Origin of the sequence: Corynebacterium epidermidicanis, assembly GCF_001021025.1 — a bacterium.
Classification (GTDB): Bacteria; Actinomycetota; Actinomycetes; order Mycobacteriales; family Mycobacteriaceae; genus Corynebacterium; species Corynebacterium epidermidicanis.
Genome location: NZ_CP011541.1, coordinates 468,606 through 493,694, shown reverse-complemented (window position 1 = coordinate 493,694; position 25,089 = coordinate 468,606). Strand labels below are relative to the sequence as shown.

Below are 25,089 nucleotides of genomic sequence, written 5' to 3'. Positions count from 1 at the left end.
GGACTTAACAGTCACCAGGATTGTTTTACTCCTGGTTGTGCCTAGAAACTAATGAATTATTCATGGCGATCCTTTTCCACCGCCGGCCCTGGCGACTCGCGGAATGGCGCTGGCAGGAATTGGCTGGTCGCTCGCAGGACTCGCGAGTTGACGGCAGCTCAGCCAGAGCTTCAGAAGTGCAATTCAGTACCTCTGAAGTAGTACTCCTACCTAGAAAGGCCAAAATCTGGCAAAAGTTGCGGTTCTGCGCAGGAGTGCCACCTAGCAGGTTTGCAGCCTCCCACGCCCAGCAGCCCCCACCGACCGACCAAAACCACGCCCAAGGTAAGAAAAAGCGCACTACCCCGAACGGCCACGGCCACCCAGGCTAGTGCGCTTTTCCAACGCTTCCTCGCCTAGAAACTACGCAAAGATAGCGCGACTTTTTGGAAGCTCTTCAGGTCCGTGTAGCCGCACTTGGCCAAGGCGCGTCGCAGCCCACCAACGAAGTTGAGGTGCCCGAACGCGTCGGTGGAAGGTCCATGCAGCACGACTTCCAGGGAAGGAAGTGGCTGGTCTTCTAGGTTTTCTGCCGAGACAACTCCACGTGGGAAGCGTGGGTGTGCCGCGACAGCTGGCCAGTAGAATCCCTTGCCTGCGGCTTCGGCTGCTTGGGCAAGTGGGGCGCCCAGCACGACTGCATCGGCGCCGCAGGCGATGGCTTTGACCACGTCGCCGGAAGTTTCGATTTCGCCGTCGGCAATGATGTGCACGTAGCGGCCACCGGTTTCATCGAGGTATTCGCGTCGCGCAGCAGCAGCGTCGGCAATGGCAGTTGCCATGGGGGTTTCGATACCGAGTGCGTACTCGTTGGTGTTGTTGCCTCCACCGACGATCACTCCGGCTGCGCCGGCGCGCATGAGGTGCATTGCGGTGGTGTAATCCGCTACGCCACCTGCGATGACAGGAACGTCGAGGTTGCCGATGAACTCTTTCAGGTTCAGTGGCTCGCCGTCGGCTTGCACATATTCAGCCGAGATCAGTGTGCCCTGGATGATGAGCAGTTCGGCGCCGGCTTTGATCACCACTGGTGCCAGCTCCCGGGCGCGCTGGGGCGAGACCCGAACAGCTACGGTGGCGCCGGAGGCGCGGACTTCTGCGATGCGCTCGGAGAGCAGATCGACGTCGAGAGGCGCTGAGTGCAGCTCCTGCAGGAGCGCAATTGCCCGTGAGCTCAAGATGTCCGTGGAGAGCAGTTCTTCGCGTGCTACGTCCAGCACCTTGCCGATTGCTGCTTCGAGGTCGGCGTGCCGGCCCCACAGGCCTTCGGCGTTGATCACGCCGAGGCCACCTTGCTTGCCCATCTCGATGATGAACTCCGGCGTAGCAAGCGCGTCCGTGGGGTGGGACATGAATGGGATGTCGAAGGTGTAGGCATCGATATTCCAGGTGGTGTCCACGTCCTTGGAGGAGCGGGTACGGCGCGAAGGGATGATTGAGATGTCATTCAAGCCGTAGGTGCGACGGGCCTCGCGGCCGATGCCGATTTCGACGATGTCTCGCATGAAAAGTTACCTTCTAGCGCTGGTAGTAGTTTGGAGCTTCGACGGTCATCTGAATGTCGTGTGGGTGGGATTCCCGCAGGCCCGCAGCGGTGATCTGGACGAAGCGTGCATTCTGCAGCTCTTCCACCGTCGCGGAGCCGGTGTAGCCCATAGCCGCGCGCAGGCCACCTACCAGTTGGTGCAGGATGGAGTCGATGGAGCCGCGGAAAGGCACGCGACCTTCGATGCCTTCCGGAACCAGCTTTTCTTCGCTCTTAACATCGGCCTGGAAGTAACGGTCCTTGGAGTAGGAGCGCTTCTCGCCGGTGAGCCCACGGCCTTGCATCGCGCCAAGTGAACCCATGCCACGGTACATCTTGTACTGCTTGCCGTTAACGACGGTGATTTCACCTGGTGCTTCCGCGGTACCAGCGAGCATGGAGCCGAGCATGACGGTGGAAGCGCCGGCTGCCAGCGCCTTAGCGATGTCACCCGAGAACTGCATGCCACCATCGGCGATAATTGGGATTCCGGCCTTCTTTGCGGCAGCCGCAGCTTCCATGATGGCGGTGATCTGCGGAGCACCAACACCGGCGACGACTCGGGTGGTGCAGATGGAGCCTGGGCCGATACCGACCTTGATGGCGTCTGCGCCAGCGTCGATCATTGCCTGAGCAGCGCCGCGCGTAGCGAGGTTGCCGCCGATGATCTGGACGCGATCACCGAAGCCCTGCTTTACGCGGGAAACCATGTCAAGGACGCCACGGTTGTGTGCGTGTGCGGTGTCCACGATGAGGACGTCCACTCCGGCGTCGACAAGCGCGCCCGCGCGGTTCCAGCTGTCTTCCCCGGTGCCGATGCCAGCGCCGACGAGCAGCCGACCGGAGGCATCCTTGGAGGAATCTGGGTACATTTCGGTCTTTACGAAGTCTTTAACCGTGATCAGGCCGACGAGCTTGCCCTGCTTATCGACGATCGGAAGCTTCTCCACCTTGTTGGTGGAAAGGAGGTTAAGGGCGTCTTCCTTGGACACGCCTTCCTCGGCGACGACGAGTGGCATGTGGGTCATGACTTCGGCGACTTTGCGCTGCATATCGTGTTCGAAGCGCATGTCGCGGTTGGTGCAAATGCCTACGAGCTTGCCGTCGTTGTCTACCACTGGCAGGCCGGAGATGCGGTAGCGGGCGCACAGCGCGTCTACCTCGCCGATGGTCATGTCTGGGGAACAGGTGATGGGGTTGGTGACCATGCCGGATTCGGAACGCTTAACGATTTCCACCTGCTGCGCTTGGTCTTCGATTGAGAGGTTGCGGTGCAGCACGCCCATGCCTCCTTGGCGAGCCATGGCAATGGCCATGCGTGCCTCGGTGACGGTGTCCATTGCGGCGGAGAGCACTGGAGTCTTCAGGCGGATCTCACGCGTCAACTGACTGGAGGTGTCTACCTCGCTCGGGATGACGTTGGACTCTTCTGGAATGAGCAGTACGTCATCGAACGTCAGTCCTACCAGGGCGACCTTGTTTGGGTCGTCGCCACCAGTGGACACGCGGTTTTCAGTCATGAACTCCATCCTCCTACTATGTTGTTTTAGGTTCCTCGCGGCGGGAAAACACTATGGGTTCTAGATTAATGCTTTTGTGCCTGCTTGGATAATCTGCCAGCATAAACGATTAACCTGGTGGTCCGAAAGGGTTTGTGTGGAAGGGCGGTCCAGGGTTGGCCTTTTGCGCCAACTCACAATAGAGTTTGTGGGGTGAACTTCGATGGAATGATGCCTGAGGACCCCTTCGCGGACGATCCTAATGATCCCGCGTCGTTTTTGGAGCCTGAAGAGGAGTTCCCGCCGCTGTCAGTCGATGAGCGCGCCCAGATCCTTCACGACCTCACGTTGCTGGAGAAGTTTGAACGCCATCTGAAGCACCGCGGTATCGACGGAATCTTCTTCTTCTGCGAAGACTGCGCCGAAAACCACTTTTACACCTGGGGAATTATGCGGGATAACATGCTTTCGCTGTTGTCCAACCATGTGAGCCCGGTGCACGAACCGTCGGCTGATCCGGATCCCAACCGCTATGTGCCGTGGGACTACTGCCTGGGCTACCTGGACGGCATCGAAGCTCGCTAACGAACCTCGAAGCCGACTAGTTGCTGGTTTCCTGTGTTTGCGCCACTGGGCTTGGCGACGGCGCGATGGTGACCATCGTGGTCGGCTCTGGGGTAGCTGTCGGAGTTTGTGTTGCTACCGGCTGCTTTTCTACCGTGACGGTTACCGTTTCGGTAGTGACCTTTGTCTGCACGACAGTGACTGCGGTTGGCTCAGGGTTCTGTTGTGGCGCCCGGTTCGGCTCAGATGTGACGATGCTGGTCGTGGTGGATGGAGCAGCAGTCTCGGTGATGGTCGTTGGCACCTGTACTGTGCGTGCCTCCAGCTCAGCGATCGCCCGCTGGGTGGATGCGCGATCCCGGGCGTTCACGGCGTCGGCGAGTGCACGAGCCCGGTCGAGGAGCTGCATGGCGCCCTCGATGTCGCCATCCGCGTGGCGCTGGTCTACTTCTTGCAGTGCGCTGGCGAGATCGACGACGGCAGCGTGCTCTCCAAACATGGCAATCTTGGCTCCCCACAGCGGCGAGCTTGGGTTGGCGTTGTAGATCGCACCTCCGCCACCGGCAATGACGAGGGTGGCAGCTGCTGCGCCAACGAGGCCGGAGACCCACGGGTTAACGAGGCGACGCTTCTTCGCGCGACGAGCCGCGAGGTCGTCGGCAGGCGCGGTGGTTGGAGCGGTAGCTTCGGCGGGCAGCAGGTCATCGAGGCTTGGTGCCGGAGGCATCGGAGCGTTGACCTGTTGATGCAGTTCGAGCATTAGCTGCGCCAGGGGATCCTTCCCGCCGGTGGGGTCAACCCCGCGGGAAAGATCATCGAGAAAGGCGTCAGCGCCGAACAGCTCGTCGAACTGCCCGCTGGTGCCGTTTCGATCACGACGATCGGTCATGCTATTTCCTGCCCATTCACTTGCTTCCGAAGTGCCGCGAGTGCGCGGTGTTGCGCGACTCGGACAGCCCCTGGAGTACTACCAACAATTTCGGCGGTTTCTTCCGCCGAAAGCCCCACGAAAACACGAAGCGTAACGATTTCGCGGGCCTTCTCACCTAATGAATCGAGAAGTTTGATGACTCTGTTACTTCCATCGCTGACCAGCGCAAACTCTTCCGGATTCTCATGCAAGAGCGCAGAATCAGGAACATCATCGGTGGGATTAGAAAGATCCCGGGCAAAGCTGCGATGCGCATCAGCGACCTTGTTGGAGGCAATGCCGTAGACGAACGCCATGAATGGCCGACCCCGGTCAACATAGTTGCTAATCGACGTCGCCACCGCCAGCAATACTTCTTGGGTGACATCGTCCGGGGTCGGATGCCGGCCACCGCTGACCCGTGCGCGACAATAACGTAGGACCGGTTGGTGAATCAGCGTGATGATTCGCTGCAGCGCGCGCCGATCACCATCGGCAGCCTGGGGAACCAGCTCCGCTAGTTCGCGCTCAGAATCGTTCACGACTCACCTTTCAATAGCTTCGGCATTTTTCTCTTACCGAAGCACCTTCTTTCCCATCTTAGTCTGCAGAACTGCACCCACAAACAAAGAACAATTGTGACTCATAAGCGATTGAGTTTCCTAATCAACTGCGCTCCCGTGACCGAATCGTTACCTTTTACCTGGCCTTTTCGACGTCCAACCTTCCGACATTCCTACAACGACAAAAGTTCATCAATCGTTAATCTACGTCAGTTCCCGCAGGTCGACTCGAGGAAAATAGCAAACCTTCGCAATTAGTCCACACAATGGCAACGAATGCGCAACCCAATGTTAACCAACATCCTCAACACTAAATCTCGCTTGTATGACCGAACTCGAGGAGGAACCCCGTGCCACAGCCAAGCCAGCTTCCCGGCCCGAACGCTGACTTTTGGGATTGGCAGCTCCACGGCGCATGCCGAGGCGAAGATTCTGCCGTCTTCTTTCATCCAGACGGCGAGCGCGGTCGTGCGCGAGCTCAACGCGAGAGCCGCGCCAAGGCGATCTGCCGCGAATGCCCGGTAATGCTGCAATGCCGCGCCCACGCCCTCGAAGTTGCTGAGCCGTATGGCATTTGGGGTGGCCTCAGCGAATCCGAGCGCGACCTCCTCCTTCGCCCTCGTCGCGGCAACCGCAACCGCCGCATGGTGGTTTAGTTCCGTTTTCACTGAACGCTAAGGCTGGATTTTGGCTCGGCCCCCCGGACAAAATCCAGCTTTTGCTTAGTCACAACTTTCCCCGAGACAATTTCCGGCTAATACCTTAAGCTTCTTGACAGGTGCCAGTAACACCTTTGACAGCACCGATAACCTTCGCCCTTCTAAGGAACGCATAGGCCATGAAGCTGAACCTAAAAAAACTCGGGGCAGTATTAACCGTGATCGCCACTAGCGTATTCACCCCCGTTATTGCCACAGCCCAAGAAATCGAACTCACACCACCGGCTAGCAACCAGCAGGTAGCCACAGAATCGTTCATCCCGCCGTACGAACCAGACCACTACCGTCAGGTTGATACCTCAGACTGGGACTTCAACGAACCCGGCATGAACAAAAACACCATCGACAACCATGAGTTGGAACGCACACTTCCCGCCGATCTCGGCGACCCGCAACCTGTGATCACCCCAGGCAAGATGCGCTCCGACCGCATCCCACTGCCCGAAGGGGTCACCAAAGAAGAAGCAGACCAGGCCGAGATCCAAGAAGCCCGCGAACAAGGCATCACCGCACCAGGCCAACCACCCATCATCCGCACCTTCGCAGCCGATAACTGCCGCACCTACTGGCCCTCCAGCTTCCAAGTCTGCGGTGCCATCCGCGCGAAATACGAATCCATGGCCATCACCTGGGCCGGACAAACCCCCGTTTCATTCCTCGGCCTGCCCAAGTCCAACGAACTGACCAACCCCGACGGAGTGGGCAAACGCACCGAATTCGATAACGGCTTCATCTACTGGCACCCCGACACCGGAGCCTGGTCAGTCACCACCCACAACTCCATAGTGTGGGCGCGTAACGGGTGGGAACTAGGACGCCTCGGCTACCCCACATCCGATGAAATCGGCACCGGCGACGGAGTAGGACGCAAACAATACTTCCAACGCGGCCGCATCTACGGCTCCCTATCCGGCGTGGTGTCTATCGAAGGAAAAATCCTGGAAAAATGGGTAGAAACCGGTGAAGAAAAAGGCCCACTCGGCTACCCAGCCACCGACGAAGAAGGCACCCCGGACGGAGTAGGCCGCTACAACCGCTTCGCACTCGGCATGATCTACTGGCACCCCAACCACGGCGCACACTGGCTCAATCCCCTGGTCGCAACGATGTGGGGCAAACACGGCTGGGAACGCTCAAAGTGGGGCTACCCAATCGAAGACTCCCAACCTCTACCATCGGGTGACGGACACCAAAGATTCGAACACGGCGATTTCGATCTATTTCACGAAATTAGCGCACTAGGAAGTAGAAATGTCAATGGAAAAGACATAAGCAACTTAATCCCCGACATCTTCATCACCGAAGAACCCATCCCCAACTCCCCCACCATACGACCATACGTCACTGCAGACTCACTACCATTTCCCAACAACCCCAATGTCGGCGGGGTGACGATTCCAGACGACTATGAATATCGAAATACATATGGGCTTGATGACTTCTGCACAAGTTCGCCTGACGCATGGAACATACTGGGCGTATCAGTAAACTTCCGAGGCGCCTGTGCTCGACATGACATGTGCTACATCCGGGTTAGAAATCAATACCCAACAGAAACACAAGACTCAGTCTTCGCACCAGTGAGGCGTGAGCGAATGCGAGAGTGTGACACAGTGTTTTATGCACACATGGGCACTGTATGCATAAATGAAACTGTTGACAAAGCATGGGCCACCCCAACGTGCATAGAAGTCGCGCATACTTACTGGGGAGCTGTTGTGGCTCGACATCACAAAAACTACTTCGGGATAGTAGGAGAATAGGTGCGACGCAAAATATCTTTGATGGTTGCTACCTGTTTTACAACCATGTTCCTTTTTGGCTGTGGAAACGATGTCCAAACCAAATGGATCGGACAAGTAGCAATCAAAAAGGTGAGTAACGACAGGGTGGCTGTCTTGATAAATCCGTGTGATGCCCCTTTGATGGATGTTAGATTTACCGCTACCTCACCGTCTCAGCGCTTCGCAAAGCTGATTCCACTCGATTCTCCACACGCCTCGCCATTTGAAATGTCCTACTCCATCGATCCGAACGCCACCGATAGCCTCCCAATTTTCACGCAGAATATCGGTGAATTCCACATTTACGCAGTTGCGCCCAGTGCAGACACCAGAACTCGCTCAGTTCATGCCACGAGGGAGGAGCTTCTCGCGCTAAAGGACGGAGAGCTGATCACTGGCGATCATCAGGTTTCCAATATCGACAAGTTCGCCCATTGCCAAACTAGGTTTAACAGCTAGATGAATCACGCACGGAGCCCGCTTATGCATCAAACATAAGCGGGCTCCGGAGCGCTTTTCTTAACTAGTGGTGATGATGCCCGTGGCCATGAGCAGTATTCTGCTCCGGCTCGGCAGGCTTCTCCACAACCGATGCCTCGGTGGTCAGCACCATGCGAGCTACCGAGGTCGCATTAACCACGGCAGAGTGGGTCACCTTCACTGGGTCGATGATGCCCTGCTCAAGCAGGTTGCCGTACTCGAGAGTCGCAGCGTTGAATCCTTCGCCATTACCCATCTCGGCAATCTTGGAAACAACCACTGCCCCATCCAGGCCAGCATTATTTGCAATCCAGAACGCAGGCTTCACTAGTGCACGAGACAGTGCGAGCACGCCTACCTTGGCATCGCCCTCGAACTGTTCAGCGTACTCACGCAGCTCAGCGGCGATCTGAACCAGCACGGAGCCACCACCAGCGATGATGCCTTCCTGTGCTGCAGCGCGCGCGGCGTTGATGGCATCTTCGACGCGGAGCTTGCGCTCGTTGACCTCGGTCTCGGTGGCAGCGCCGACCTTGATCACAGCGATGCCACCGGAGATCTTGGCCAGGCGCTCTTCAGCCTTTTCCTTGTCCCAGGTGGAGTCCGTGGACTCAATTTCACGGCGGATCTGCTCGCGACGTGCCTCGACAGCCTCGGGCGTGCCGGCGCCATCAACGATGACCGTCTGATCCTTAGTTACGGTGATGCGGCGCGCAGCACCGAAGACAGTCATGTCCGCCTCGTTGAGGTTGATGCCAACCTCAGGGTCGATGACGGTGGCTGCAGTTACCACCGCAAGGTCATCCATGAACGCCTTGCGACGATCGCCGAAGTATGGAGACTTCACTGCAACGACCTTCAAGGTCTTGCGGATGGAGTTAACCACCAGCATCTGCAGTGGCTCGCCCTCAATATCTTCAGCAATGATGAGAACCTGCTTGCCCGACTCGACAATCTTTTCCAAGATCGGCAGGAAGTCCGGCAGTGAGGTGATCTTGTTGCGGACGAGGAGCACCAGGGCGTCGTCAAGCACGGCCTGCTGGGAGTCAACGTCGGTGATGAAGTATGGCGACAGGAAGCCCTTTTCAAAGGACACGCCCTCGGTGACATCGAGGACAGTCTCGATAGACTGGGATTCCTCGACGGTTACTACACCGTCTTTACCGACCTTCTCCATCGCGCCGGCGACCATCTCGCCGACCTCTGCATCGCGGGAAGAGACAGTCGCGACGTTGGCGATCTCCGCGGAAGAAGAAACCTCAGTTGCGCGCTCCAGCAGAAGTTCGACAACCTTCTCGGCGCCTGCGGCGATGCCGCGGTTCAGTTCGATTGGGTTTGCTCCCGCCGCCACATTGCGCAGACCTTCTTGGATCATGGCCTGAGCCAGCAGCGTTGCGGTGGTGGTGCCGTCGCCAGCGATGTCGTTGGTCTTAACAGCCACGGACTTCACTAGCTGCGCGCCGAGGTTTTCAAACGGCTCGTCCAGGTCGATCTCACGGGCGATGGTCACGCCGTCGTTGGTGACGGTTGGTCCGCCGAATAGCTTATCGAGCACCACGTTGCGGCCGCGTGGGCCGAGCGTAACCTTGACGGCGTCAGCGAGCTGGTCCACACCGGCTTGGATGCCCTTGCGGGCCTCCTCGTCGAATGCAATAAGTTTAGGCATCTACGGCCTACTTTTCGATGACAGCGAGCACGTCGCGCTGAGACAGGATGAGGTACTCCTCGCCCTGGTACTTGATTTCGGTTCCGCCGTACTTGGAGAAGATCACAACGTCGCCAACCTTGACGTCCATTGGGATACGCTCGCCATCTTCGTCGAAACGGCCAGCGCCGACGGCGATGACAGTTGCCTCCTGTGGCTTCTCCTTTGCGGAGTCTGGAATGACCAGGCCAGACGCGGTGGTGGTCTCAGCTTCGTTGATCTGGACCAGAATCTTGTCTTCGAGCGGCTTGATGTTTGCCACGATTAACGCTCCTTGATGAGTTTGATGTGCCGGTTGCGATACCTGCACAGCCGTCGTCGCGGGTGAACAACTGTGTTTGACAACCTGCTAGCACTCTACCCTTGCGAGTGCTAGCGCGCAACGACAGCAGGTGCTTAAAAAGCCGACCCCCGCAAGGACCGGCAAACTTATCGACGCCCAGTAGTTAGCGATTCAGGTTCAAAACCGCACCGCGCCACAAGCTGTAGTCCTCCGGCTCGTCCTCTTTGTAGTTTCGAGCAGCCCGAATGCCATCTTCCACACGCTCGATGTCGGCATCGGTGATGTCGGCGCCTTCGGCACCCACGAAGATAACTGGGCCACAGATCGCAGAGGTCGGGTCAGTAAAGAACGCAGAATTTCCGGTAGCTGCTTCATTCTTCGCCATCGAAGCGACCGGGTTAGGCTCCGCACCTTCGCTTTTCGCATCCGAGGAGTAGAGCGCAGCAAGGGTCTTGCCGTCTTCCTGGAAGGCTACCGAGACGCGCTCGTTATCAACGCGGCCCAAGAATTGGGCAGCATGCTCCAACTCGAACTCGATCTTACGGCTGGTGAGATCAGGATTAACGAGGTATCCGATGGTCATTTTATCTTCCCTTGTGTAGGCAGCTGGCTGTAAACACAGACGTGTTTGTTAGCGTACCTGCCCTCTCACCATTCCGCTGGGTGAAGCTTTCTAGCCACCGCTACGCGTACACCTGCGGCACTTCCACCTCAAGCGAAGGATCACAACCAATCGACAACCCGGATGGCTCATGGCCCTCGAAGACTCGCTGCGCGCCGAGCGCTGCGATCATCACACCGTTATCAGTACAGAGCTTAAAGCGAGGTACTCGCAGTTCGATTCCAGCTGAGGCACAGCGTCGAGAAGCAAGCTCGCGCAACCGGGAGTTCGCCGCCACCCCGCCGCCGAGCAGCAGCACGGAGGCACCCACTTCCTGGCAAGCGCGCACGGCCTTCTTGGTCAGCGCATCGCACACTGCCTCCTGGAAGGACGCGCAGACGTCCTCGACTACGATCTGGCGACCCTCACGCTCGGCAGCCTCAACGTAGCGGGCAACTGCGGTCTTCAGGCCAGAAAAGGAGAAGTCTAGGGAGCCACGCAGGGCGCGGGGGAAGTCGATATTCGCCTCGCCCTGCTTGGCGAGTCGATCGATGACAGGGCCACCCGGGTAGCCCAGCCCGAGGAGTCGGGCGACCTTGTCGTAGGCTTCACCAGCGGCGTCATCCAGCGTGGCGCCAAGCTCACGCATCGGGGCGCCCACGGAATCAACCTCCAGCAGCTGCGTGTGCCCGCCAGAGACCAACAACGCGACCGAGTGCGGCAGCTTCTCCCCTTCTAGATTTGCGACCGCCACGTGCCCACCCAAGTGGTTGATGCCATAAAACGGCACGCTCCAGGCCGCGGCATAGGCCTTCGCCGCCGACGCCCCGACCAGCAACGCACCTGCAAGACCAGGCCCTACGGTTGCGGCGACCACGTCCGGCTTCTCAATGCCAGCCTCCTTCAATGCAGCACGCATCACCGGCTGCATAGCTTCCAAATGCGCCCGGGAGGCAATTTCCGGCACGACGCCGCCGAAGCGGGCGTGCTGTTCCATTGAGGAAGCAACCTGATCAGCGAGGATCTCTACGTCGCCAGTGTCAGGGTCCAGGCGCACGATTCCGACACCTGTTTCATCGCAGGAGGATTCAATTCCGAGGATGATCATTTCTTAGGCTCCCGTTTCATCGTGTAAGCATCGGCCCCTGAGGGCTGATAATAGTTCTTGCGCAAACCCATCCGCTCGAAGCCATACTTTTCATACATGGCGATCGCCGGTTCATTATCCGTACGCACTTCAAGGAAAACCGGCCCTTGATACTGGTCAGCTGCGTGCATGAGCTGATCCATGAGCTCACCCGCGATTCCTTTGCGCTGGTGGGCCGGGTCGACGCCGATGGTATGGATCTCAAATTCCGGCTCCTTAAGCGACCCCAGCAAGCTCAGCCCGGCATAACCCACAAGATTTCCGTCAATTTCTACGCCGAGGTAGAAGTTGTTCGGCTGCGCGAACTCCTGCTCAAACGCCGCTGCTGGCCACGGGTCGTCCCCAGCAAAAAGTTGCTGCTCAAGCTCAGCACACCGCGCTGCGTCATTAATTACGAGGCGCCTTACCTCCCAGTTCACAGCTGCACGTCCGGGATCGCTGGGCTCTTCGGCTTTGGCTTAGGCTCCTTCGCGTCCGGCCGCCGCAAGTACAAGGGCTGCAGCGGTCCTGGCTGTTCGCCCAACGAGGCAACCTGCACCAATGCCAGCGGAGTCGGGTACAAATCATGGGTGGCCTCGGGAAAGTGTTCCGCGAGGTTCGCAGGCGCGTTCATCTCGCCGACCCGCGGCACTTGGTCATACGGAGTAACCTGCGGCTCGCCGACCCGCTCCCCCTCATACCGCGCCCAGTATGCTTCTCGACGCCGCGCGTCAATGGCCACAACCTTCTGTTCCGCCGGAATCTGCACGGCGATAGCGTCCAGGGAACACACACCATGGACCGGAATCCCCAAGGCATCCCCGAAGGCCGCGGCAGTTGCCATACCTACCCGCAAGCCGGTGAACGGCCCCGGACCGGTGCCGACGACGATAGCGTGGATGTCCTGAAACGTCTTGCCAGCCTTGTTCAACGCGGCTTGCGTGGCCGGAACCAGCTGTTCGTTGTGGTCACGGCAGTTTTCGAGAATGGTCTCCCCCAACACTTCGTCGGTGTCGGAATCAACGACGCCTGCGACGACAGTAGGGGTGGCAGAATCAATTGCGAGTACAAGCACGGGTTCCATCGTAGTGGGTTGGCTAGTTACCAAGACACGCAGACAGGTTTCGCTTAAGATTCTGAGCAAGAGCCTATAAAACCGTGGAGGATACCTGCCATGATGCGTACCTTAAAAAAAAACTCGGAGCTACCTTAACCGTGGCAGCGACCTGCCTGTTCCTACCTGTAACTGCTCACGCGCAAACCGCGCCGGCACAGGCTAGGGCTCAAGCAACCGCGGTGACGGGCGATGCGTCCTTCATCCCGCCCTACGAACCAGACCACTACCGCCAGGTAGACACCTCAGACTGAGACTTCAACGAACCCGGCATGAACAAAAACACTGTGGACAACCACGAACTAGAACGCACACTTCCCGCCGATCTCGGCGCCCCACAACCTGTGATCAACCCAGGCAAGATGCGGTCTGACCGCATCCCACTGCCCACAGGCGTCACCAAACACGAAGCCGACCAAGCCGAGGTTCAAGAAGCCCGCGAACAAGGCATCACCGCACCAGGCCAACCACCCATCATCCGGACCTTTGCAGCAGATAACTGCCGCACCTACTGGCCCTCCAGCTTCCAGGTCTGCGGTGCCATCCGCGCGAAATACGAATCCATGGCTGTAACCTGGGCCGGACAAACCCCCGTCTCCTTCCTCGGCCTACCCAAGTCCAACGAGTTAACCAACCCTGACGGAGTGGGTAAACGCACCGAATTCGACAACGGCTTCATCTACTGGCACCCCGACACCGGAGCCTGGTCCGTCACCACCCACAATTCCATAGTGTGGGCGCGTAACGGGTGGGAACTAGGCCGCCTTGGCTACCCCACATCCGATGAAATCGGCACCGGCGACGGAGTAGGACGCAAACAATACTTCCAACGCGGCCGCATCTACGGCTCCCTATCCGGTGTGGTGTCTATCGAAGGCAAGATCCTGGAAAAATGGGTAGAAACCGGTGAAGAACGTGGCCCACTCGGCTACCCAGCCACCGACGAAGAAGGCACCCCAGACGGAGTAGGCCGCTACAACCGCTTCGCACTCGGCATGATCTACTGGCACCCAAGCTACGGTGCACACACAATTCTTGATCTCATCCTCGAAGCTTGGTCTATATCTGGATACGAACGGGGCCGATTCGGTTACCCAGTTTCCGATGCCTATAACGATGAATTCGGTGGGCCGGTTCAAGATTTTGAACATCAAGTCCTGGTGCTTGAGAATGAGCTCGACGCAGCAGGGACTTCAATGTTTGGCGGGAAACAACTAAATAATCTGCTAATCCAGTCTTTGCAGCGTCGTTTTGTTGCAGAAGCTGATATCGCTAACCTAACATGGTCGCGGAATCCGGTGTGGTCGCCAAACGACTCCCCAAACATCGGCACTTTCGCCTCGATCTCTCGAACCGAAAGCATTCCCCCTTGGGCTGCATGCGGTTTTACTACTTCGGAAGATAAGGTTATTAAGTCCTGGACCGGCAACTATGGGGTTCATCGAGGACACAAAATTGACCTTAAGTGCGGGCCACGAGACGGTCAAACCAGCGGTTTTCGGCACATCAAACGCCGACACATGAAAGAGTGGCAAACCCTAGCCGCTATTGAAGGCATCGGCTGGATGGACCTTGCAGATATGAGTATGACCAAGGCATTCACTGACGCAGACTATTGGAAAAACAGCCAAGAACGCAATTCGACTTGCTATTCAGCCCAAGTTTACCTTGTCGATAAGGTGCGCGGCACAATAGCTATGACAATAGACCCCTCATCAATCGTTTCCGACAGCAACGATCTTGTAGTGACAAGCTTTCCTGGAGGAAAATGTCATACACACTAATCCTCCGCTGCAATTATTGCGACTTTTAAAGGAGTGAACATTCCTCATTCTAATTTGCGCCTGCAAGCTCAAGAACAATTTCGGCTCCATTCAACCATGATTGAGCTTTTAGGGATTACCTCCCATACCACGATTTTCTTTGGCCAAGATAATTCGTTGGTATTCCCGATCAACAATCCGGAATTTCTAGATTTCAACCAATCCCCCTTTTTGGTGAAATATAATTCGAAGGAAAATTCTGATTTTCCCAAATCATAAGAACTCAATCATATTTTTAAAGAAATCGGTGTCTCCATCAAATCGGCCCCGCCGGTTTGCGTCAAATCAAGCAAATTTAACGCCGAAGCATCTCCAAGCCTAATCAGTTTTCTTAACCGACTAGAAACTAAATATATATGGCATGTCGCAAAAGATATATTTACCATCTTACTTTCCCCCATCACCAATCCTTCAAACAATGAAACCATAGAAATTTTGTGCATAATCGATGATGCAAACTTGAAGGTTAAACCGGCAACCGTTAGTTTTGAAGATTCCTCCGTTATGCAGCAGGATCAAGAAAGGAATTCTCAAGATTTGATTGATTCTCTGTTTTCTAAAATTTTCACGGCGAACACAATCCAAAAATGCAATACGTTTTTCATCAACACTGACGGAGTCCAAACTCTTAGCGACCCGATTTGCATCCGAAAACCGTTCAAATCATACATCTACGACCCAGTTGCAATGAAAATCCAAAGTATACCGTAACTCATATTTCGAAACTACCAGCCATTTTGGCGTCCAATGAAAAAACGCCCCTATTTTTCGGATTCTGGAATTGTTCGAGAGGAATTTTCTCACCGCAATTCCATTAGCTTTGCAAACGCTAACCCCGCCACTCCCAAGAGATAATCCGCGCCTCTGACTCCGGATCTTCAGCCACCGCGGTCTCACGGTCGAGCTGCACAAAAAGGTAGCGATCTGCAATCTGCTCTACGAGGCCGCCGCCCCATTCTGCAACAACCACGGAGTCGAGCAGGTCAGTATCCAGGTCCAGGGAGTCCAATGCGCCGAGTGGATCCACTCCGGAATCTAGCAGCCGGTAGGCATCCACATGTACGAGGGAGGGGCCGTCGTTAAGCGAGCGGTGCTCTCGGGCGATCACAAAGGTCGGGGACGTCACGCGGCCTTTCACCCCGAGGCCACGAGCAATACCCTGCGTGAGGGTGGTTTTGCCAGCGCCAAGTGGCCCGTCGAGGATGACGACATCCCCGGCGCGCAAGGATTGCCCCAGCTTAAACCCCCAGGCCTGGGTATCCTCCATAGTTTCGCAGCGTACAGATTCCACTACTAACCTCCCACGTACACGCGCTCGGTGCGCCCGCGCGGGGTGCACAAGATTTCGTAGTTGATGGTACCGGCTGCGTCGGCAACCTCGGTGGCGGTCATTTCGCCGCGATCACCGGGGCCAAACAAGAGGGCGGTATCACCAGGTTCAACATCGGTGGTTGCCCCCAACCACACCACGATTTGGTCCATACAAACGCGTCCTACCTGCGGATATCGACGACCGTTGATCGTCACAGCGAAAGAACCCTGGACTTCACGGGGCAAGCCGTCGGCGTAACCTACTGGGACAATCGCCGTATAGCCATCGGAAGGCGCATGCCACGTCAGGTTGTAGGACGCCCCCTCTCCGGCGCGAATACGCTTGACCGTCACCACATCGGCTTCCCAGGTCATGGCAGGGCGCAGCTCAGAGCCGTAGGAGGAGGTCGGCAACGGCGAATACCCGTAGCACGCGAGTCCTGGACGGACCATTTCTAGGCCGAAGTCGTCGTGCATGAGCAGGCCGGGCGAGTTCGCCAAGTGATTACAGCGCGGGTCCAGTCCGCAGGCGCGCGCGATGGCCAATGCCCGCTTAAACGTGGCCACCTGTTCGTCAGTTGCAGTGGAGCCGAGCTCATCAGCGCTAGACAGGTGACTAAAAAGGCCCGTCACCGTGATCTGTGGCTGCATAGCTAACAGAGTGAATGCGCGTGCCCAGTCTTCCTCATCAATTCCAGAACGGTTGAGGCCAGTGTCTACGCCAACGGTGACCCGGGCAGGCTGGCCAGCAGCAACCACAGCGCGAACGTGCTCCAAACCCGCCACCCCAATGTCCAAGCCTCGGTCAAATGCCGGAGACAGATCGATGGTAGGGGTCCACAACCAGAACAGGATAGGCTGCATGATGCCAGCGTCACGAAGAAGCACCGCTTCCTCAAGCGTGGCCACACCGAATTGGTCAGCACCGTTGGCCGCCATCACCTCAGCGACATGTCGCATGCCGTGGTTGTAACCGTCCGCTTTCACTACGCACATCAACTTCGCCCCACCAGCTTCCGCTTTCACTACACGAGTGTTATGCGCAATGGCGTCTAAATTAATGATGGACCGAAGCTGACTCATGCACACTATTGTGCCACTCTAGGGTCGAATCACTTGCGTCAGTGCCCGAGCAATGTCACCCGCTGGCACCGGGCCTCCGCAGAGTGCAGCAGCGTTAGCATGCATGCGCACAGCATTCGCCACCATCCGCGCGGTAGGTTCAGCTGCGATAGCCGCCCCGATGATGCCGGAGAGGACATCACCGGATCCTGGTGTGGCTGCCCACGATGAACCCGCTTCGATGAGATACAGTTCGTCGCCATAGGCCACCTCCGTGACGCGACCTTTAAGCAAGACACAAACTCCAAGCTCGTGGGCAAGTTGTTGTGCCGTCTGAGCAGTAGTAAGCCGTTCGAATTCGCCTCGATGTGGGGTGAGCACGGTGAACGCTTCCCGATCACAGAGGGCATTGATCCCAGTTTCGGAGGCAGCGAGAGCGGTGATGCCATCGGCGTCGATAAGCAGGGGCTCGGGGCGAGCGAGCATGTCGAGCATCGCAGCACGATCCACCCCAGCACCCGGGCCGTACACCCACGCCTGCACCCGCCCGGCTTCCGCAGGGGTTTGGGTTGCCACCACCTCCGGCAGCGCTCGTACGACGTCCGCGTGGCTGGGCCCCGCGTAGCGAACCATGGCCGACGTCGCCCGCACCGCCCCCAGCGTCGCTAATACCGCAGCCCCCGGATACTCCTCACTACCAGCGTGGATACCCACGACACCGGTGCTATATTTATCGTCCTCCGGGCCGGGATATGGCCAATGATCCACCCGGCGCACGTGGTAACCCCACGGCGTACCCAAGTTGTCCTCGATACCCAGCCCATACAACTTCACCTCCCCGCAGTGCTCAAACCCGCGCACATGCACCGGCTTCAGCCCACCAAAAGTCACCGTGACCTGGGCGCTTATCGACGCCCCCGTGGCCCGACCACTCATAGGCCCCACGCCGCTCGGCACATCGACAGCGAGCGCCGGAATTCCAGCGACTGCGGCAACAGCCCGAGCTGCTTCGCCCTCGAGGCCGCCTTTCGCGCCGATCCCCACGATTCCATCTAGAACTAAGTCAATCCCATCCGGGCACTCCGAGACAAAGCGAGGCCACTTCAGAGCACTCAGCCCCGCCGCATGGGTGCGCTCAGCGACCTGCCAGACATAAATGCGTGCGCCAGACTTCTCCAATTCAGCGGCAGCAAATAGGGCGTCGCCAGCGTTATTACCTTTTCCTGCCAGCACCAAAACCCGCGCGCCATAAGGCGAACGATCCAGCTTGCGGATGAGTAGCTTTGCTTCGCGAGCAACAGCAAACGCCGCTGATCGCATGAGCTTGTTTCCAAGCAATGCAATCAACGGCGCTTCGGCATCACGAATCTGCGAAGGGGTGTAAATCGGCTGATATGCAGGAGAATTCATATCCTCAAATGTACCGACCGACTCGCCCTAAGAAACGTGGTTAAGTCTAAAACTTAGAAAGCGGAGTACGCCACAATCCAGTCCATGCCATCCTTCTCGACGATTCCGACGCCGATCTTCGTCAAGGATGCGTTTGTAAAACCAGTGAACGTAGAAGGCACTTTTTGGGTGAGGAAGTCAGAAAACGGCATAGACAGCGGGTGACCAGCGTAGAGAGCACCAAAGTTCTGGGTGGTCTTGTTGATGGTAGTGGTATCGACATTCTTCTGCGCATCGGTGCGAGCGATACTGGTCACGTTAGCATCAAGCGTCAATGGCTTAAGCCCGCGAGCTACACGCTCCTGGTTTATCGCAGCCCAAAGCTGCTGTTCCTTCTGCGTCAAAACGATCGAAGGGGCAGGAGTGGTGGTGGCAGCAGGCATGGTGGTCGCTGGAGTGGTCATAGTCGGCGTGGTGGTCACTGGAGTGCTCGTCGTCGGCGTGGTGGTCACTGGAGTGCTCGTCGTCGGCGTGGTGGTGGCCGGAATCGTGCCTTCAGGCAAAGACACAGTCGGAGCCGTCGTCGGAACCGAAGACGAAGGACGCGGCGTGGTCGTCGCAGCAGGCGTGGTCGTCGCAGCAGGCGTGGTCGTCGCAGCAGGCGTGGTGTTCTTACCTGGGTTCATGCTCGAGCCCGACGATGTCATGCTGCTTCCGCCACCCTTTGCGAAAGTCGCGATCAAGGCAATGACGCCAGCAAGTCCACCAGCGACGCCAAGGATGGCGAGGATCTGGCGAATGCCTTCGTCGTTACGCAAGTGCGGTGGCAGCAGACCGAAAAGTGGGTTGCTTTCGTGTGCAGTGGAGTGAGCGATCGGGAATGGTTCCGCAGCCTGAGCTGGTGCGACCGCTACTCCAGTACTAACGGTTGCGATAGCGACGGCTGTGGCCAGAACGCGCTTCTTCATGGAATTAAACATTGGGTGCCCCTTTTTTCAGATTTATTTAGAACAGTGACCAACTTAACCTATCCTTAGAAAGTTATTAAGAAATTCTAAAATTATTCGCGTCAATCAGAGCATCAAAAGTCCAAAACCGCTGGCTACGCACGAATCCCCACCATCCGCCAAATGAATATTACTCGGATTTAAATCCAGGTAGCCTTACGCCGGGCACGAACGCCAAGTGCCCCAACACCGACTCGTCGGCATTGGGGCACTTCAGCGAAGATGGACAGCGACTATTCCACAGTCACCGATTTCGCCAAGTTACGTGGCTTGTCAATATCGTCGTTGCCACACTGACGAGCAATCTCGGCCGACAAGTACTGCAAAGGCACCGTTGCCAGCAGTGGCTGCATGATCGTCGATGACTTCGGGATGCGGATCAGCCAGTTTGCGAAAGGCTCGACAGCGTCGTCGCCTTCCTCGGCAATCACGATGGTCTTGGCACCGCGGGCGCGGATCTCCTGAATGTTGGAGACGATCTTAGAGTGCAGCACCTTCACACCGCGTGGCGACGGCACGACGACGACAACCGGCAGGTCATCTTCAATCAGAGCGATCGGACCGTGCTTGAGCTCGCCCGCCGCGAAGCCTTCCGCATGGATGTAAGCCAGCTCCTTGAGCTTCAGCGCACCTTCAAGGGCAACTGGGAATCCGACGCCACGACCGAGGAACAGCATGGTCTTGATCGCACCGAGGGTGCGGGCAATCTCGGTGACCTGTTCTTCACAGCTCAACACCTCTGCGATCTTCGCCGGAATCTCTTCCAGTGCGGTCCAGATCTCGCGGATTTCATCTGGGTACTTGGTGCCCTTGGCCTGCGCGAGTGCGAGACCGACGATATAGTTGGCAGCTACCTGCGCCAAGAACGCCTTGGTGGAGGCGACGCCAATTTCTGGGCCAGCGTGGGTGTAGAGCACAGCATCGGATTCACGCGGAATCTGGGAGCCGTTGGTGTTGCACACTGCCAGGACCTTCGCACCTTGGGTCTTAGCGTGGCGCACGGCCTCCAGGGTGTCCGCAGTTTCACCGGATTGCGAAACAGCGACGACGAGGGTGTTCGCGTCAAGTACTGGGTCGCGGTAACGGAACTCCGAGGCCACTTCAATTTCCACTGGAATACGCACCCAGTGCTCAATGGCGTACTTTGCCAGCAACCCGGAGTGGTACGCCGAACCACAGGCAACCACGAAGACCTTATTGACAGCCTTGAGCTCTGCTTCCGAGATGTTGGCTTCGTCCAGCACGATGCGCCCGTCGATAAAGTGCCCCACGAGGGTGTCACGAACAGCGTCCGGCTGCTCGTGGATTTCCTTCATCATGAAGGAGTCGTAGCCGCCCTTTTCGGCAGCAGCGAGATCCCAGTCAATGGTGAATTCTTTGCCTTCACCAGGAGTGCCATCGAAGTTCAGGATTTCGAAATCATCAGCGGTAATGATGACAACGCTGTCTTGTCCGAGTTCAACAGCTTGCTTGGTGTGCTCAATGAACGCTGCAACGTCCGAACCCAGGAACATCTCGCCTTCGCCGATACCGACGATCAACGGAGTCGAACGACGCGCAGCGATAACGGTGCCTGGGTGATCAGCGTGCGTGAACAAAAGCGTGAACGCACCTTCCAGACCGCCAAGAACCTTCAACGCCGAAGCGCGGAAGTCGCCGGCAGTTTCGCCCTCGTTGTAGGCCTGGGCCAACAGGTGAGCTGCAACTTCCGAGTCAGTTTCGGACTTCAGCTCCACGCCGTCTTTGATCAGCTGTTCGCGCAACGGAGCAAAGTTTTCGATGATGCCGTTATGGACAATTGCAGCTTTGCCGTCGAAAGACAGGTGCGGGTGCGCATTTTGATCCGTTGGGCGACCATGCGTGGCCCAACGCGTATGTCCAATTGCGGTCGAGCCAGCGAGGCTCTCCGCACCGACTTCCGCGATTTTGTCTTCCAGGTTGGCTAGCTTTCCAGCACGCTTGACGATGTTAATAGAGCCAGCACCATCGACAACCGCAACTCCTGACGAGTCGTAGCCTCGATATTCCATGCGGCGCAATGCCTCAACTGCGATGTTAAGACCCTGCTGTCCGCCTACGTATCCCACGATTCCACACATAGCGACAATCTTAGAGGTATCGGCCCCCGATTAGCGACCCTTACCCATGTATCTAACTATCTACCTCTGATAGCCAGCAAAAAGCTTATCGACGCCCTCCTGGTCCCCACCCGTGTTGAGGGCAGGTGAGCGTCGATAAGCAGCAACTTTTGCGACGACTCCTTAAGCTTTGCACTATCCTTGTGATGTGGCTGAGAACCTGAACAAACTAATGAGCAACCTGTCCAAGCGTGGTCCTCACCGAGTTTTGGTGGGCGATCTGGAATACGCGGGCCTACCGGGGCGCCTTTACACGCCTGCGGAAGGCAATGGCCTGCCAGCTGTCGCTTTTGGACACGACTGGATGACTGACATCAAGCGTTACCATGCCACACTTCGCCACCTGGCGAGCTGGGGCATCGTCGTGGCGGCTCCGGCCACCGAGGTCGGTCCACTGCCGAATCACAAGGGCTTGGCCTCTGACTTGGAGACTGCATTGCAGATTCTCACTGGCGTCAAACTTGGGGCCGGTCACGTTACTGTTGCACCCGGCAAAATTGGTCTCGCCGGCCACGGGATGGGTGCCGGCGCCGCCATCTTGGCCGCTGCAGGTCGCGAGCGTCTGCGCGCCGTGGCTGCTCTCTACCCTGCCGAAACGTCCCCTTCCTCAGTGAGCGCGGCTGCTCACGTTTCGGCCCCAGGCCTAATCATCGGACCTTCTTCTCCTGATTTCATCGAGGCAGGCAACCCGCTTCGGGTAGCTGGAAACTGGGGTGGCGCAGTAACTTACCGCGAGATCGAAGACGGCACTCAACGCGGATTCGCTGAGTTTTCTCCTCTCCGCGTTGCTGCGGGGCTTGGCATGCCACAGTCGGCCAAGCAAGAGATCGCCCGCGGGCTGCTCACCGGCTTCTTGCTGCACCGCGTGGCAAACGAAAACAAATATTCAGCCTTCTCCGATCCCACTGCCGTAGCGAAGAAAGTTCTTAGCTACGACTCAACTGGGATTGCTCTCAAACTCGCTGATTCCAATGCTGGTAACGGCACCTCAATCAAGGTGAGCAAATAGCCACACTGCGCCCGTAACCTGGTCAGTTTCCGCGCTGCAGTACACTCCGCACCGCAGTCGCAGGCTGACCAGCGCCACGTCCCCACCCCTTCCTTGGCAAACCCAGTTCAGCCCGAGGCTGCGAAGGGTTGGTCCGCCGAGCAGCATTCGCCGTTGTCCTTGGTACGACGGCGAGGTTTTCGGTGCGGCTTTCAGGTCTCTGGTGTGGAACATTTTGGCCGTGGACCCCTGCGACAGCTTTCTTCACTTGCGATTGCGACTGCTCCAAGCTGCGCTCAAACTCGGCGATTCTTTCGATAGCTCGGCGTCGGAAATCAGCCAAGATTTCATCAAAATCAGTATTCTTCATCAGTTACCACGCTCCGGCCTTGTGAATATGTGCAGACGATCCCATGCTTGATCCAGCTCCCACCAGTTCTGGTTCCGCAGGAACTGCCTCCCCCGCGGCCGGAAAGACCTCAGCGGGAGCTGGCGTACCACCTACCACCGAGGCTGAATCGAATTGTTTAGGCGGTGAAGGTGGTTCCGTAGTGACAGGCGGAGGCACCACCTTCTTAGGCGGAGGAGGTGGTTCCTGCGCTGGGTCCGTTATTGGTGGCGGCGGCGGTTGATGAGCAGCAGGTTGCGGTTCAGGCACTGCAGCTGGCGCCGGTTCCGGTGTAGGCACCGGTTCTGCAGCTGGCTCCGGCGTTGCCTCAGACAGGAAGTGATCGAGCGCGAAATCGATCAGTGCACCTATCGCTACCAGCGCTAACCCAGCAACGAGGACCGTTCCCAAACCACAGGTCTCGGTGCTAGTTTCTTCAGTGCATACCTCTTCAGTTTCCCCAGATGGCTGATCCACAGAGTCTGGTTTTTCATCGTCACAATTGCATGGTTCAGCTGGAGCTGGTTGCTCAACCACCTTGATTTCCCCAGTCGCTGCAGGCTGAGTCGGTGGGCAGGACACCTCTTGCTTCGCTGGTGGCACAGGGCTTGCTTCTTCAGGGCACTCCACAATCGGATTCACTATGCGCACCTGGGCAACTGGCTCTGGGCGAGTCTCGGCCTTGGGCTCCCGCTGTGCCTCCGGCTGAGGCTCCGGGCAGTCCACTGGTGCTGGCCGGTTCTGCACTTCTTGAGTTGCTGGTATACCTACCGGAGCTTGGGCAGGCTGAGTCTGTGGCGCTGGCTTCGGACAATCCTGGAGCGCGGGTGCAGGGGCCGGCGCTGGTGCAGCAGTCGCCGCCGGCTGAGTCTGGGGACACTCCACAGGTGCGCTGGCCGGACCACTCGAAGCAACCTGCTTTTCGACGCATTCCAACTCTTCCCCCGGCTTTGCCTCCTTTGCAGCTGGAACCGCTTCGCACTTTTTAACCTCGTCACAAGCCGCGGGCAGCGCGGGAATCGGTGTTTCGCATACCTGACCAATCCGCGCCAACATCTCGTTGTACGTGCTGGCAATACAGCGATCCCGGTCTTGCGAAAGCCCAATGAGCGCAGCTGAGCACTGTGCAATGGCTGCATCCCCAGCAGCAACTATGCTTGCGAAGGCATCGGGATGTTCGGCCGGTTCAATCGTCGATAAGGCTGAGGTGATGGCCCGGATATGTGCGGCAGTGGCTGCAACCAGTTCGTTCGCAGCTGCGTTGGCGGTGTCCTCCGCTTGTGTACACCCTTGCGAACACTGCTCCTGGTCAGCTTTAAGCTGCTCAGCTTCCTCGTCCTTAGTGATCCAATCCCACACCCGCGAGCGAACTTCATCGGCGATGAGCCCGCTAGCAAAGGAGACGATGAGCCCAAAGACGATGGAGAGCACCCCTCGTCCCTTCACCTTCTTCGCGCTCGCTTGAGTCGCATCGGAGAGGGCGGTTTGACCTGCCTGCGGGTCCATCCCGTCGGTCGTGCGCATCGCTTCTTCAACCTTGGCCGGGGTAATCGCGGGTCCAGACCAAAACCCAGCTGCAGCCGCAGACAAATCCGCAATGGTTTCTTTCAACAGCTCAACGATGGATCCTTTGCTATCCTGCCCGCTTTTCGACGCCCCCGACGGCTTCCTCGCCTTTGGCCCACCCATACGAGGCATTAGTAGCCACCCCCAATGTTTTCGGCAAAGCCGTCATCTTCCGAGGCGAAGCGTCTGACTTCTACGCGGGCAGCTTCGGACGTGGCCAAAGCAGCGCTGATCCGCTGCCCCAACATGTCGTGAGTTGCAGCGTAAGCCTTCGCCAGGGCTTCACCATGAGCCGCGAATCCCTTCCCAGCCGCAGCCACGGGATATGTTGGTACGGTTTGTTGGTGCCTGGTGAGTTCGGCGCTGGTGTCGTCGATAAGCGCTGTCAGCGCTGTGGTCGCTGCGACGACGTCAAGATCGATGTCGAACATGAAAAATCCCCCTTCAAGAAAAAGTGTCCCTACTTAATTGGACTTCTTGAAGGGGGTGAATCGTTCCCAAAACG

At 57.6% G+C, this 25,089-nt stretch carries 25 protein-coding genes; 7 read left to right on the top strand and 18 right to left on the bottom strand.

What is annotated here, in order from left to right; genetic code table 11:
* Positions 1 to 395: 395 nt before the first annotated feature.
* Both CEPID_RS02360 and guaB read right to left on the bottom strand, forming a co-directional pair.
* Complete coding sequence (locus CEPID_RS02360) at positions 396 to 1,544, bottom strand: GuaB3 family IMP dehydrogenase-related protein (protein WP_047239601.1); 1,149 nt, start codon at positions 1,542 to 1,544, stop codon at positions 396 to 398.
* Positions 1,545 to 1,557: 13 nt separating this feature from the next.
* Entirely contained in the window at positions 1,558 to 3,084 is a 1,527-nt protein-coding gene (gene guaB / locus CEPID_RS02355; protein ID WP_047241282.1) for an IMP dehydrogenase, read from the bottom strand.
* Between the two features lie 192 nt (positions 3,085 to 3,276).
* Here guaB and CEPID_RS02350 point away from each other — a divergent pair, with 192 nt between their 5' ends.
* The gene (locus CEPID_RS02350) at positions 3,277 to 3,648 is read left to right on the top strand and encodes a DUF5319 domain-containing protein (protein WP_047239600.1); all 372 of its coding nucleotides are present in this window, start codon (positions 3,277 to 3,279) and stop codon (positions 3,646 to 3,648) included.
* A 16-nt stretch (positions 3,649 to 3,664) separates the two neighbouring features.
* On the opposite strand, the gene CEPID_RS02345 is transcribed toward CEPID_RS02350, so the two are convergent.
* Both CEPID_RS02345 and CEPID_RS02340 read right to left on the bottom strand, forming a co-directional pair.
* The gene (locus CEPID_RS02345) at positions 3,665 to 4,516 is read right to left on the bottom strand and encodes a hypothetical protein (protein ID WP_047239599.1); all 852 of its coding nucleotides are present in this window, start codon (positions 4,514 to 4,516) and stop codon (positions 3,665 to 3,667) included.
* Complete coding sequence (locus CEPID_RS02340) at positions 4,513 to 5,079, bottom strand: sigma-70 family RNA polymerase sigma factor (RefSeq protein WP_047239598.1); 567 nt, start codon at positions 5,077 to 5,079, stop codon at positions 4,513 to 4,515. The genes CEPID_RS02345 and CEPID_RS02340 overlap by 4 nt, the downstream gene beginning before the upstream one ends.
* A gap of 371 nt (positions 5,080 to 5,450) precedes the next feature.
* On the opposite strand from CEPID_RS02340, the gene CEPID_RS02335 reads away from it, so the two are divergent.
* The 3 genes from CEPID_RS02335 (at position 5,451) to CEPID_RS02325 (ending at position 8,062) form a co-directional block, all read left to right on the top strand.
* Positions 5,451 to 5,756, top strand: coding sequence for a WhiB family transcriptional regulator (locus CEPID_RS02335; RefSeq protein ID WP_047239597.1), 306 nt, complete (start codon positions 5,451 to 5,453; stop codon positions 5,754 to 5,756).
* Positions 5,757 to 5,938: 182 nt separating this feature from the next.
* Complete coding sequence (locus CEPID_RS12375) at positions 5,939 to 7,582, top strand: hypothetical protein (protein ID WP_052843301.1); 1,644 nt, start codon at positions 5,939 to 5,941, stop codon at positions 7,580 to 7,582.
* Positions 7,583 to 8,062: a hypothetical protein gene (locus CEPID_RS02325; RefSeq protein ID WP_047239596.1), complete on the top strand. Its 480-nt coding sequence runs from the start codon at positions 7,583 to 7,585 to the stop codon at positions 8,060 to 8,062.
* Between the two features lie 64 nt (positions 8,063 to 8,126).
* Here CEPID_RS02325 and groL read toward each other — a convergent pair whose 3' ends face one another.
* From groL to tsaB, 6 genes are all read right to left on the bottom strand, one after another.
* Positions 8,127 to 9,749, bottom strand: a complete 1,623-nt coding sequence (gene groL, locus CEPID_RS02320) for a chaperonin GroEL (RefSeq protein ID WP_047239595.1) — start codon at positions 9,747 to 9,749, stop codon at positions 8,127 to 8,129.
* Between the two features lie 7 nt (positions 9,750 to 9,756).
* The gene (groES, locus tag CEPID_RS02315; protein WP_047239594.1) at positions 9,757 to 10,050 is read right to left on the bottom strand and encodes a co-chaperone GroES; all 294 of its coding nucleotides are present in this window, start codon (positions 10,048 to 10,050) and stop codon (positions 9,757 to 9,759) included.
* A gap of 184 nt (positions 10,051 to 10,234) precedes the next feature.
* The gene (locus tag CEPID_RS02310; RefSeq protein WP_047239593.1) at positions 10,235 to 10,654 is read right to left on the bottom strand and encodes a hypothetical protein; all 420 of its coding nucleotides are present in this window, start codon (positions 10,652 to 10,654) and stop codon (positions 10,235 to 10,237) included.
* Between the two features lie 100 nt (positions 10,655 to 10,754).
* Positions 10,755 to 11,780 carry a tRNA (adenosine(37)-N6)-threonylcarbamoyltransferase complex transferase subunit TsaD gene (gene tsaD / locus CEPID_RS02305; RefSeq protein ID WP_047239592.1) on the bottom strand — a complete coding sequence of 342 codons (1,026 nt, stop codon included), beginning with the start codon at positions 11,778 to 11,780 and terminating at the stop codon, positions 10,755 to 10,757.
* A complete protein-coding gene (rimI, locus tag CEPID_RS02300) occupies positions 11,777 to 12,238 on the bottom strand; it encodes a ribosomal protein S18-alanine N-acetyltransferase (protein WP_047239591.1) in 462 nt (153 codons plus the stop codon). Before rimI ends, tsaD begins: the two co-directional genes overlap by 4 nt.
* A complete protein-coding gene (gene tsaB, locus CEPID_RS02295; RefSeq protein ID WP_047239590.1) occupies positions 12,235 to 12,873 on the bottom strand; it encodes a tRNA (adenosine(37)-N6)-threonylcarbamoyltransferase complex dimerization subunit type 1 TsaB in 639 nt (212 codons plus the stop codon). The genes rimI and tsaB overlap by 4 nt, the downstream gene beginning before the upstream one ends.
* Positions 12,874 to 13,013: 140 nt before the next feature.
* Here tsaB and CEPID_RS13290 point away from each other — a divergent pair, with 140 nt between their 5' ends.
* Together CEPID_RS13290 and CEPID_RS12370 are read left to right on the top strand one after the other, a co-directional pair.
* Positions 13,014 to 13,166 carry a hypothetical protein gene (locus CEPID_RS13290; protein WP_158408010.1) on the top strand — a complete coding sequence of 51 codons (153 nt, stop codon included), beginning with the start codon at positions 13,014 to 13,016 and terminating at the stop codon, positions 13,164 to 13,166.
* Positions 13,167 to 13,184: 18 nt separating this feature from the next.
* Positions 13,185 to 14,696 (top strand): LGFP repeat-containing protein, encoded by a 1,512-nt coding sequence (locus CEPID_RS12370; protein ID WP_052843299.1) that lies wholly within the window; start codon positions 13,185 to 13,187, stop codon positions 14,694 to 14,696.
* Between the two features lie 868 nt (positions 14,697 to 15,564).
* Here CEPID_RS12370 and tsaE read toward each other — a convergent pair.
* From tsaE to glmS, 5 genes are all read right to left on the bottom strand, one after another.
* Positions 15,565 to 16,002 (bottom strand): tRNA (adenosine(37)-N6)-threonylcarbamoyltransferase complex ATPase subunit type 1 TsaE, encoded by a 438-nt coding sequence (tsaE, locus tag CEPID_RS02275; RefSeq protein ID WP_047241280.1) that lies wholly within the window; start codon positions 16,000 to 16,002, stop codon positions 15,565 to 15,567.
* 26 nt (positions 16,003 to 16,028) lie between these two features.
* Entirely contained in the window at positions 16,029 to 17,129 is a 1,101-nt protein-coding gene (gene alr, locus CEPID_RS02270) for an alanine racemase (RefSeq protein ID WP_047239587.1), read from the bottom strand.
* 18 nt (positions 17,130 to 17,147) lie between these two features.
* Entirely contained in the window at positions 17,148 to 18,518 is a 1,371-nt protein-coding gene (locus CEPID_RS02265; protein WP_047239586.1) for a bifunctional ADP-dependent NAD(P)H-hydrate dehydratase/NAD(P)H-hydrate epimerase, read from the bottom strand.
* Between the two features lie 53 nt (positions 18,519 to 18,571).
* Complete coding sequence (locus CEPID_RS13285) at positions 18,572 to 19,477, bottom strand: spore germination YkwD domain-containing protein (RefSeq protein WP_052843296.1); 906 nt, start codon at positions 19,475 to 19,477, stop codon at positions 18,572 to 18,574.
* Positions 19,478 to 19,737: 260 nt separating this feature from the next.
* On the bottom strand, positions 19,738 to 21,603 hold the full coding sequence (glmS, locus tag CEPID_RS02255; protein WP_083984335.1) for a glutamine--fructose-6-phosphate transaminase (isomerizing): 1,866 nt from the start codon (positions 21,601 to 21,603) through the stop codon (positions 19,738 to 19,740).
* Positions 21,604 to 21,790: 187 nt separating this feature from the next.
* Between glmS and CEPID_RS02250 the strand changes: the two genes are divergently transcribed.
* Positions 21,791 to 22,651 carry a poly(ethylene terephthalate) hydrolase family protein gene (locus CEPID_RS02250; RefSeq protein WP_047239585.1) on the top strand — a complete coding sequence of 287 codons (861 nt, stop codon included), beginning with the start codon at positions 21,791 to 21,793 and terminating at the stop codon, positions 22,649 to 22,651.
* Positions 22,652 to 22,673: 22 nt separating this feature from the next.
* On the opposite strand, the gene CEPID_RS02245 is transcribed toward CEPID_RS02250, so the two are convergent.
* The 3 genes from CEPID_RS02245 to CEPID_RS02235 are packed head-to-tail and all read right to left on the bottom strand — an operon-like array spanning position 22,674 to position 25,015.
* Complete coding sequence (locus CEPID_RS02245) at positions 22,674 to 23,000, bottom strand: hypothetical protein (protein WP_047239584.1); 327 nt, start codon at positions 22,998 to 23,000, stop codon at positions 22,674 to 22,676.
* A gap of 3 nt (positions 23,001 to 23,003) precedes the next feature.
* On the bottom strand, positions 23,004 to 24,716 hold the full coding sequence (locus CEPID_RS02240; RefSeq protein WP_144413420.1) for a hypothetical protein: 1,713 nt from the start codon (positions 24,714 to 24,716) through the stop codon (positions 23,004 to 23,006).
* Complete coding sequence (locus CEPID_RS02235; RefSeq protein WP_052843294.1) at positions 24,716 to 25,015, bottom strand: hypothetical protein; 300 nt, start codon at positions 25,013 to 25,015, stop codon at positions 24,716 to 24,718. Before CEPID_RS02235 ends, CEPID_RS02240 begins: the two co-directional genes overlap by 1 nt.
* Positions 25,016 to 25,089 lie beyond the last annotated feature (74 nt).

Excerpts from the sequence above, each read along its gene's own strand:
- CEPID_RS02245 (WP_047239584.1), bottom strand. The coding sequence starts at position 23,000 with ATGAAGAATACTGATTTTGATGAAATCTTGGCTGATTTCCGACGCCGA.
- CEPID_RS13285 (WP_052843296.1), bottom strand. The coding sequence starts at position 19,477 with ATGTTTAATTCCATGAAGAAGCGCGTTCTGGCCACAGCCGTCGCTATC.
- CEPID_RS02310 (WP_047239593.1), bottom strand. The coding sequence starts at position 10,654 with ATGACCATCGGATACCTCGTTAATCCTGATCTCACCAGCCGTAAGATC.
- tsaE (WP_047241280.1), bottom strand. The coding sequence starts at position 16,002 with ATGGAGGATACCCAGGCCTGGGGGTTTAAGCTGGGGCAATCCTTGCGC.
- CEPID_RS02360 (WP_047239601.1), bottom strand. The coding sequence starts at position 1,544 with ATGCGAGACATCGTCGAAATCGGCATCGGCCGCGAGGCCCGTCGCACC.
- CEPID_RS12375 (WP_052843301.1), top strand. The coding sequence starts at position 5,939 with ATGAAGCTGAACCTAAAAAAACTCGGGGCAGTATTAACCGTGATCGCC.
- glmS (WP_083984335.1), bottom strand. The coding sequence starts at position 21,603 with ATGTGTGGAATCGTGGGATACGTAGGCGGACAGCAGGGTCTTAACATC.
- CEPID_RS02235 (WP_052843294.1), bottom strand. The coding sequence starts at position 25,015 with ATGTTCGACATCGATCTTGACGTCGTCGCAGCGACCACAGCGCTGACA.
- CEPID_RS12370 (WP_052843299.1), top strand. The coding sequence starts at position 13,185 with ATGAACAAAAACACTGTGGACAACCACGAACTAGAACGCACACTTCCC.
- CEPID_RS02265 (WP_047239586.1), bottom strand. The coding sequence starts at position 18,518 with ATGAATTCTCCTGCATATCAGCCGATTTACACCCCTTCGCAGATTCGT.
- guaB (WP_047241282.1), bottom strand. The coding sequence starts at position 3,084 with ATGACTGAAAACCGCGTGTCCACTGGTGGCGACGACCCAAACAAGGTC.
- groL (WP_047239595.1), bottom strand. The coding sequence starts at position 9,749 with ATGCCTAAACTTATTGCATTCGACGAGGAGGCCCGCAAGGGCATCCAA.
- CEPID_RS02345 (WP_047239599.1), bottom strand. The coding sequence starts at position 4,516 with ATGACCGATCGTCGTGATCGAAACGGCACCAGCGGGCAGTTCGACGAG.
- tsaD (WP_047239592.1), bottom strand. The coding sequence starts at position 11,780 with ATGATCATCCTCGGAATTGAATCCTCCTGCGATGAAACAGGTGTCGGA.
- alr (WP_047239587.1), bottom strand. The coding sequence starts at position 17,129 with ATGAGTCAGCTTCGGTCCATCATTAATTTAGACGCCATTGCGCATAAC.
- CEPID_RS02240 (WP_144413420.1), bottom strand. The coding sequence starts at position 24,716 with ATGCCTCGTATGGGTGGGCCAAAGGCGAGGAAGCCGTCGGGGGCGTCG.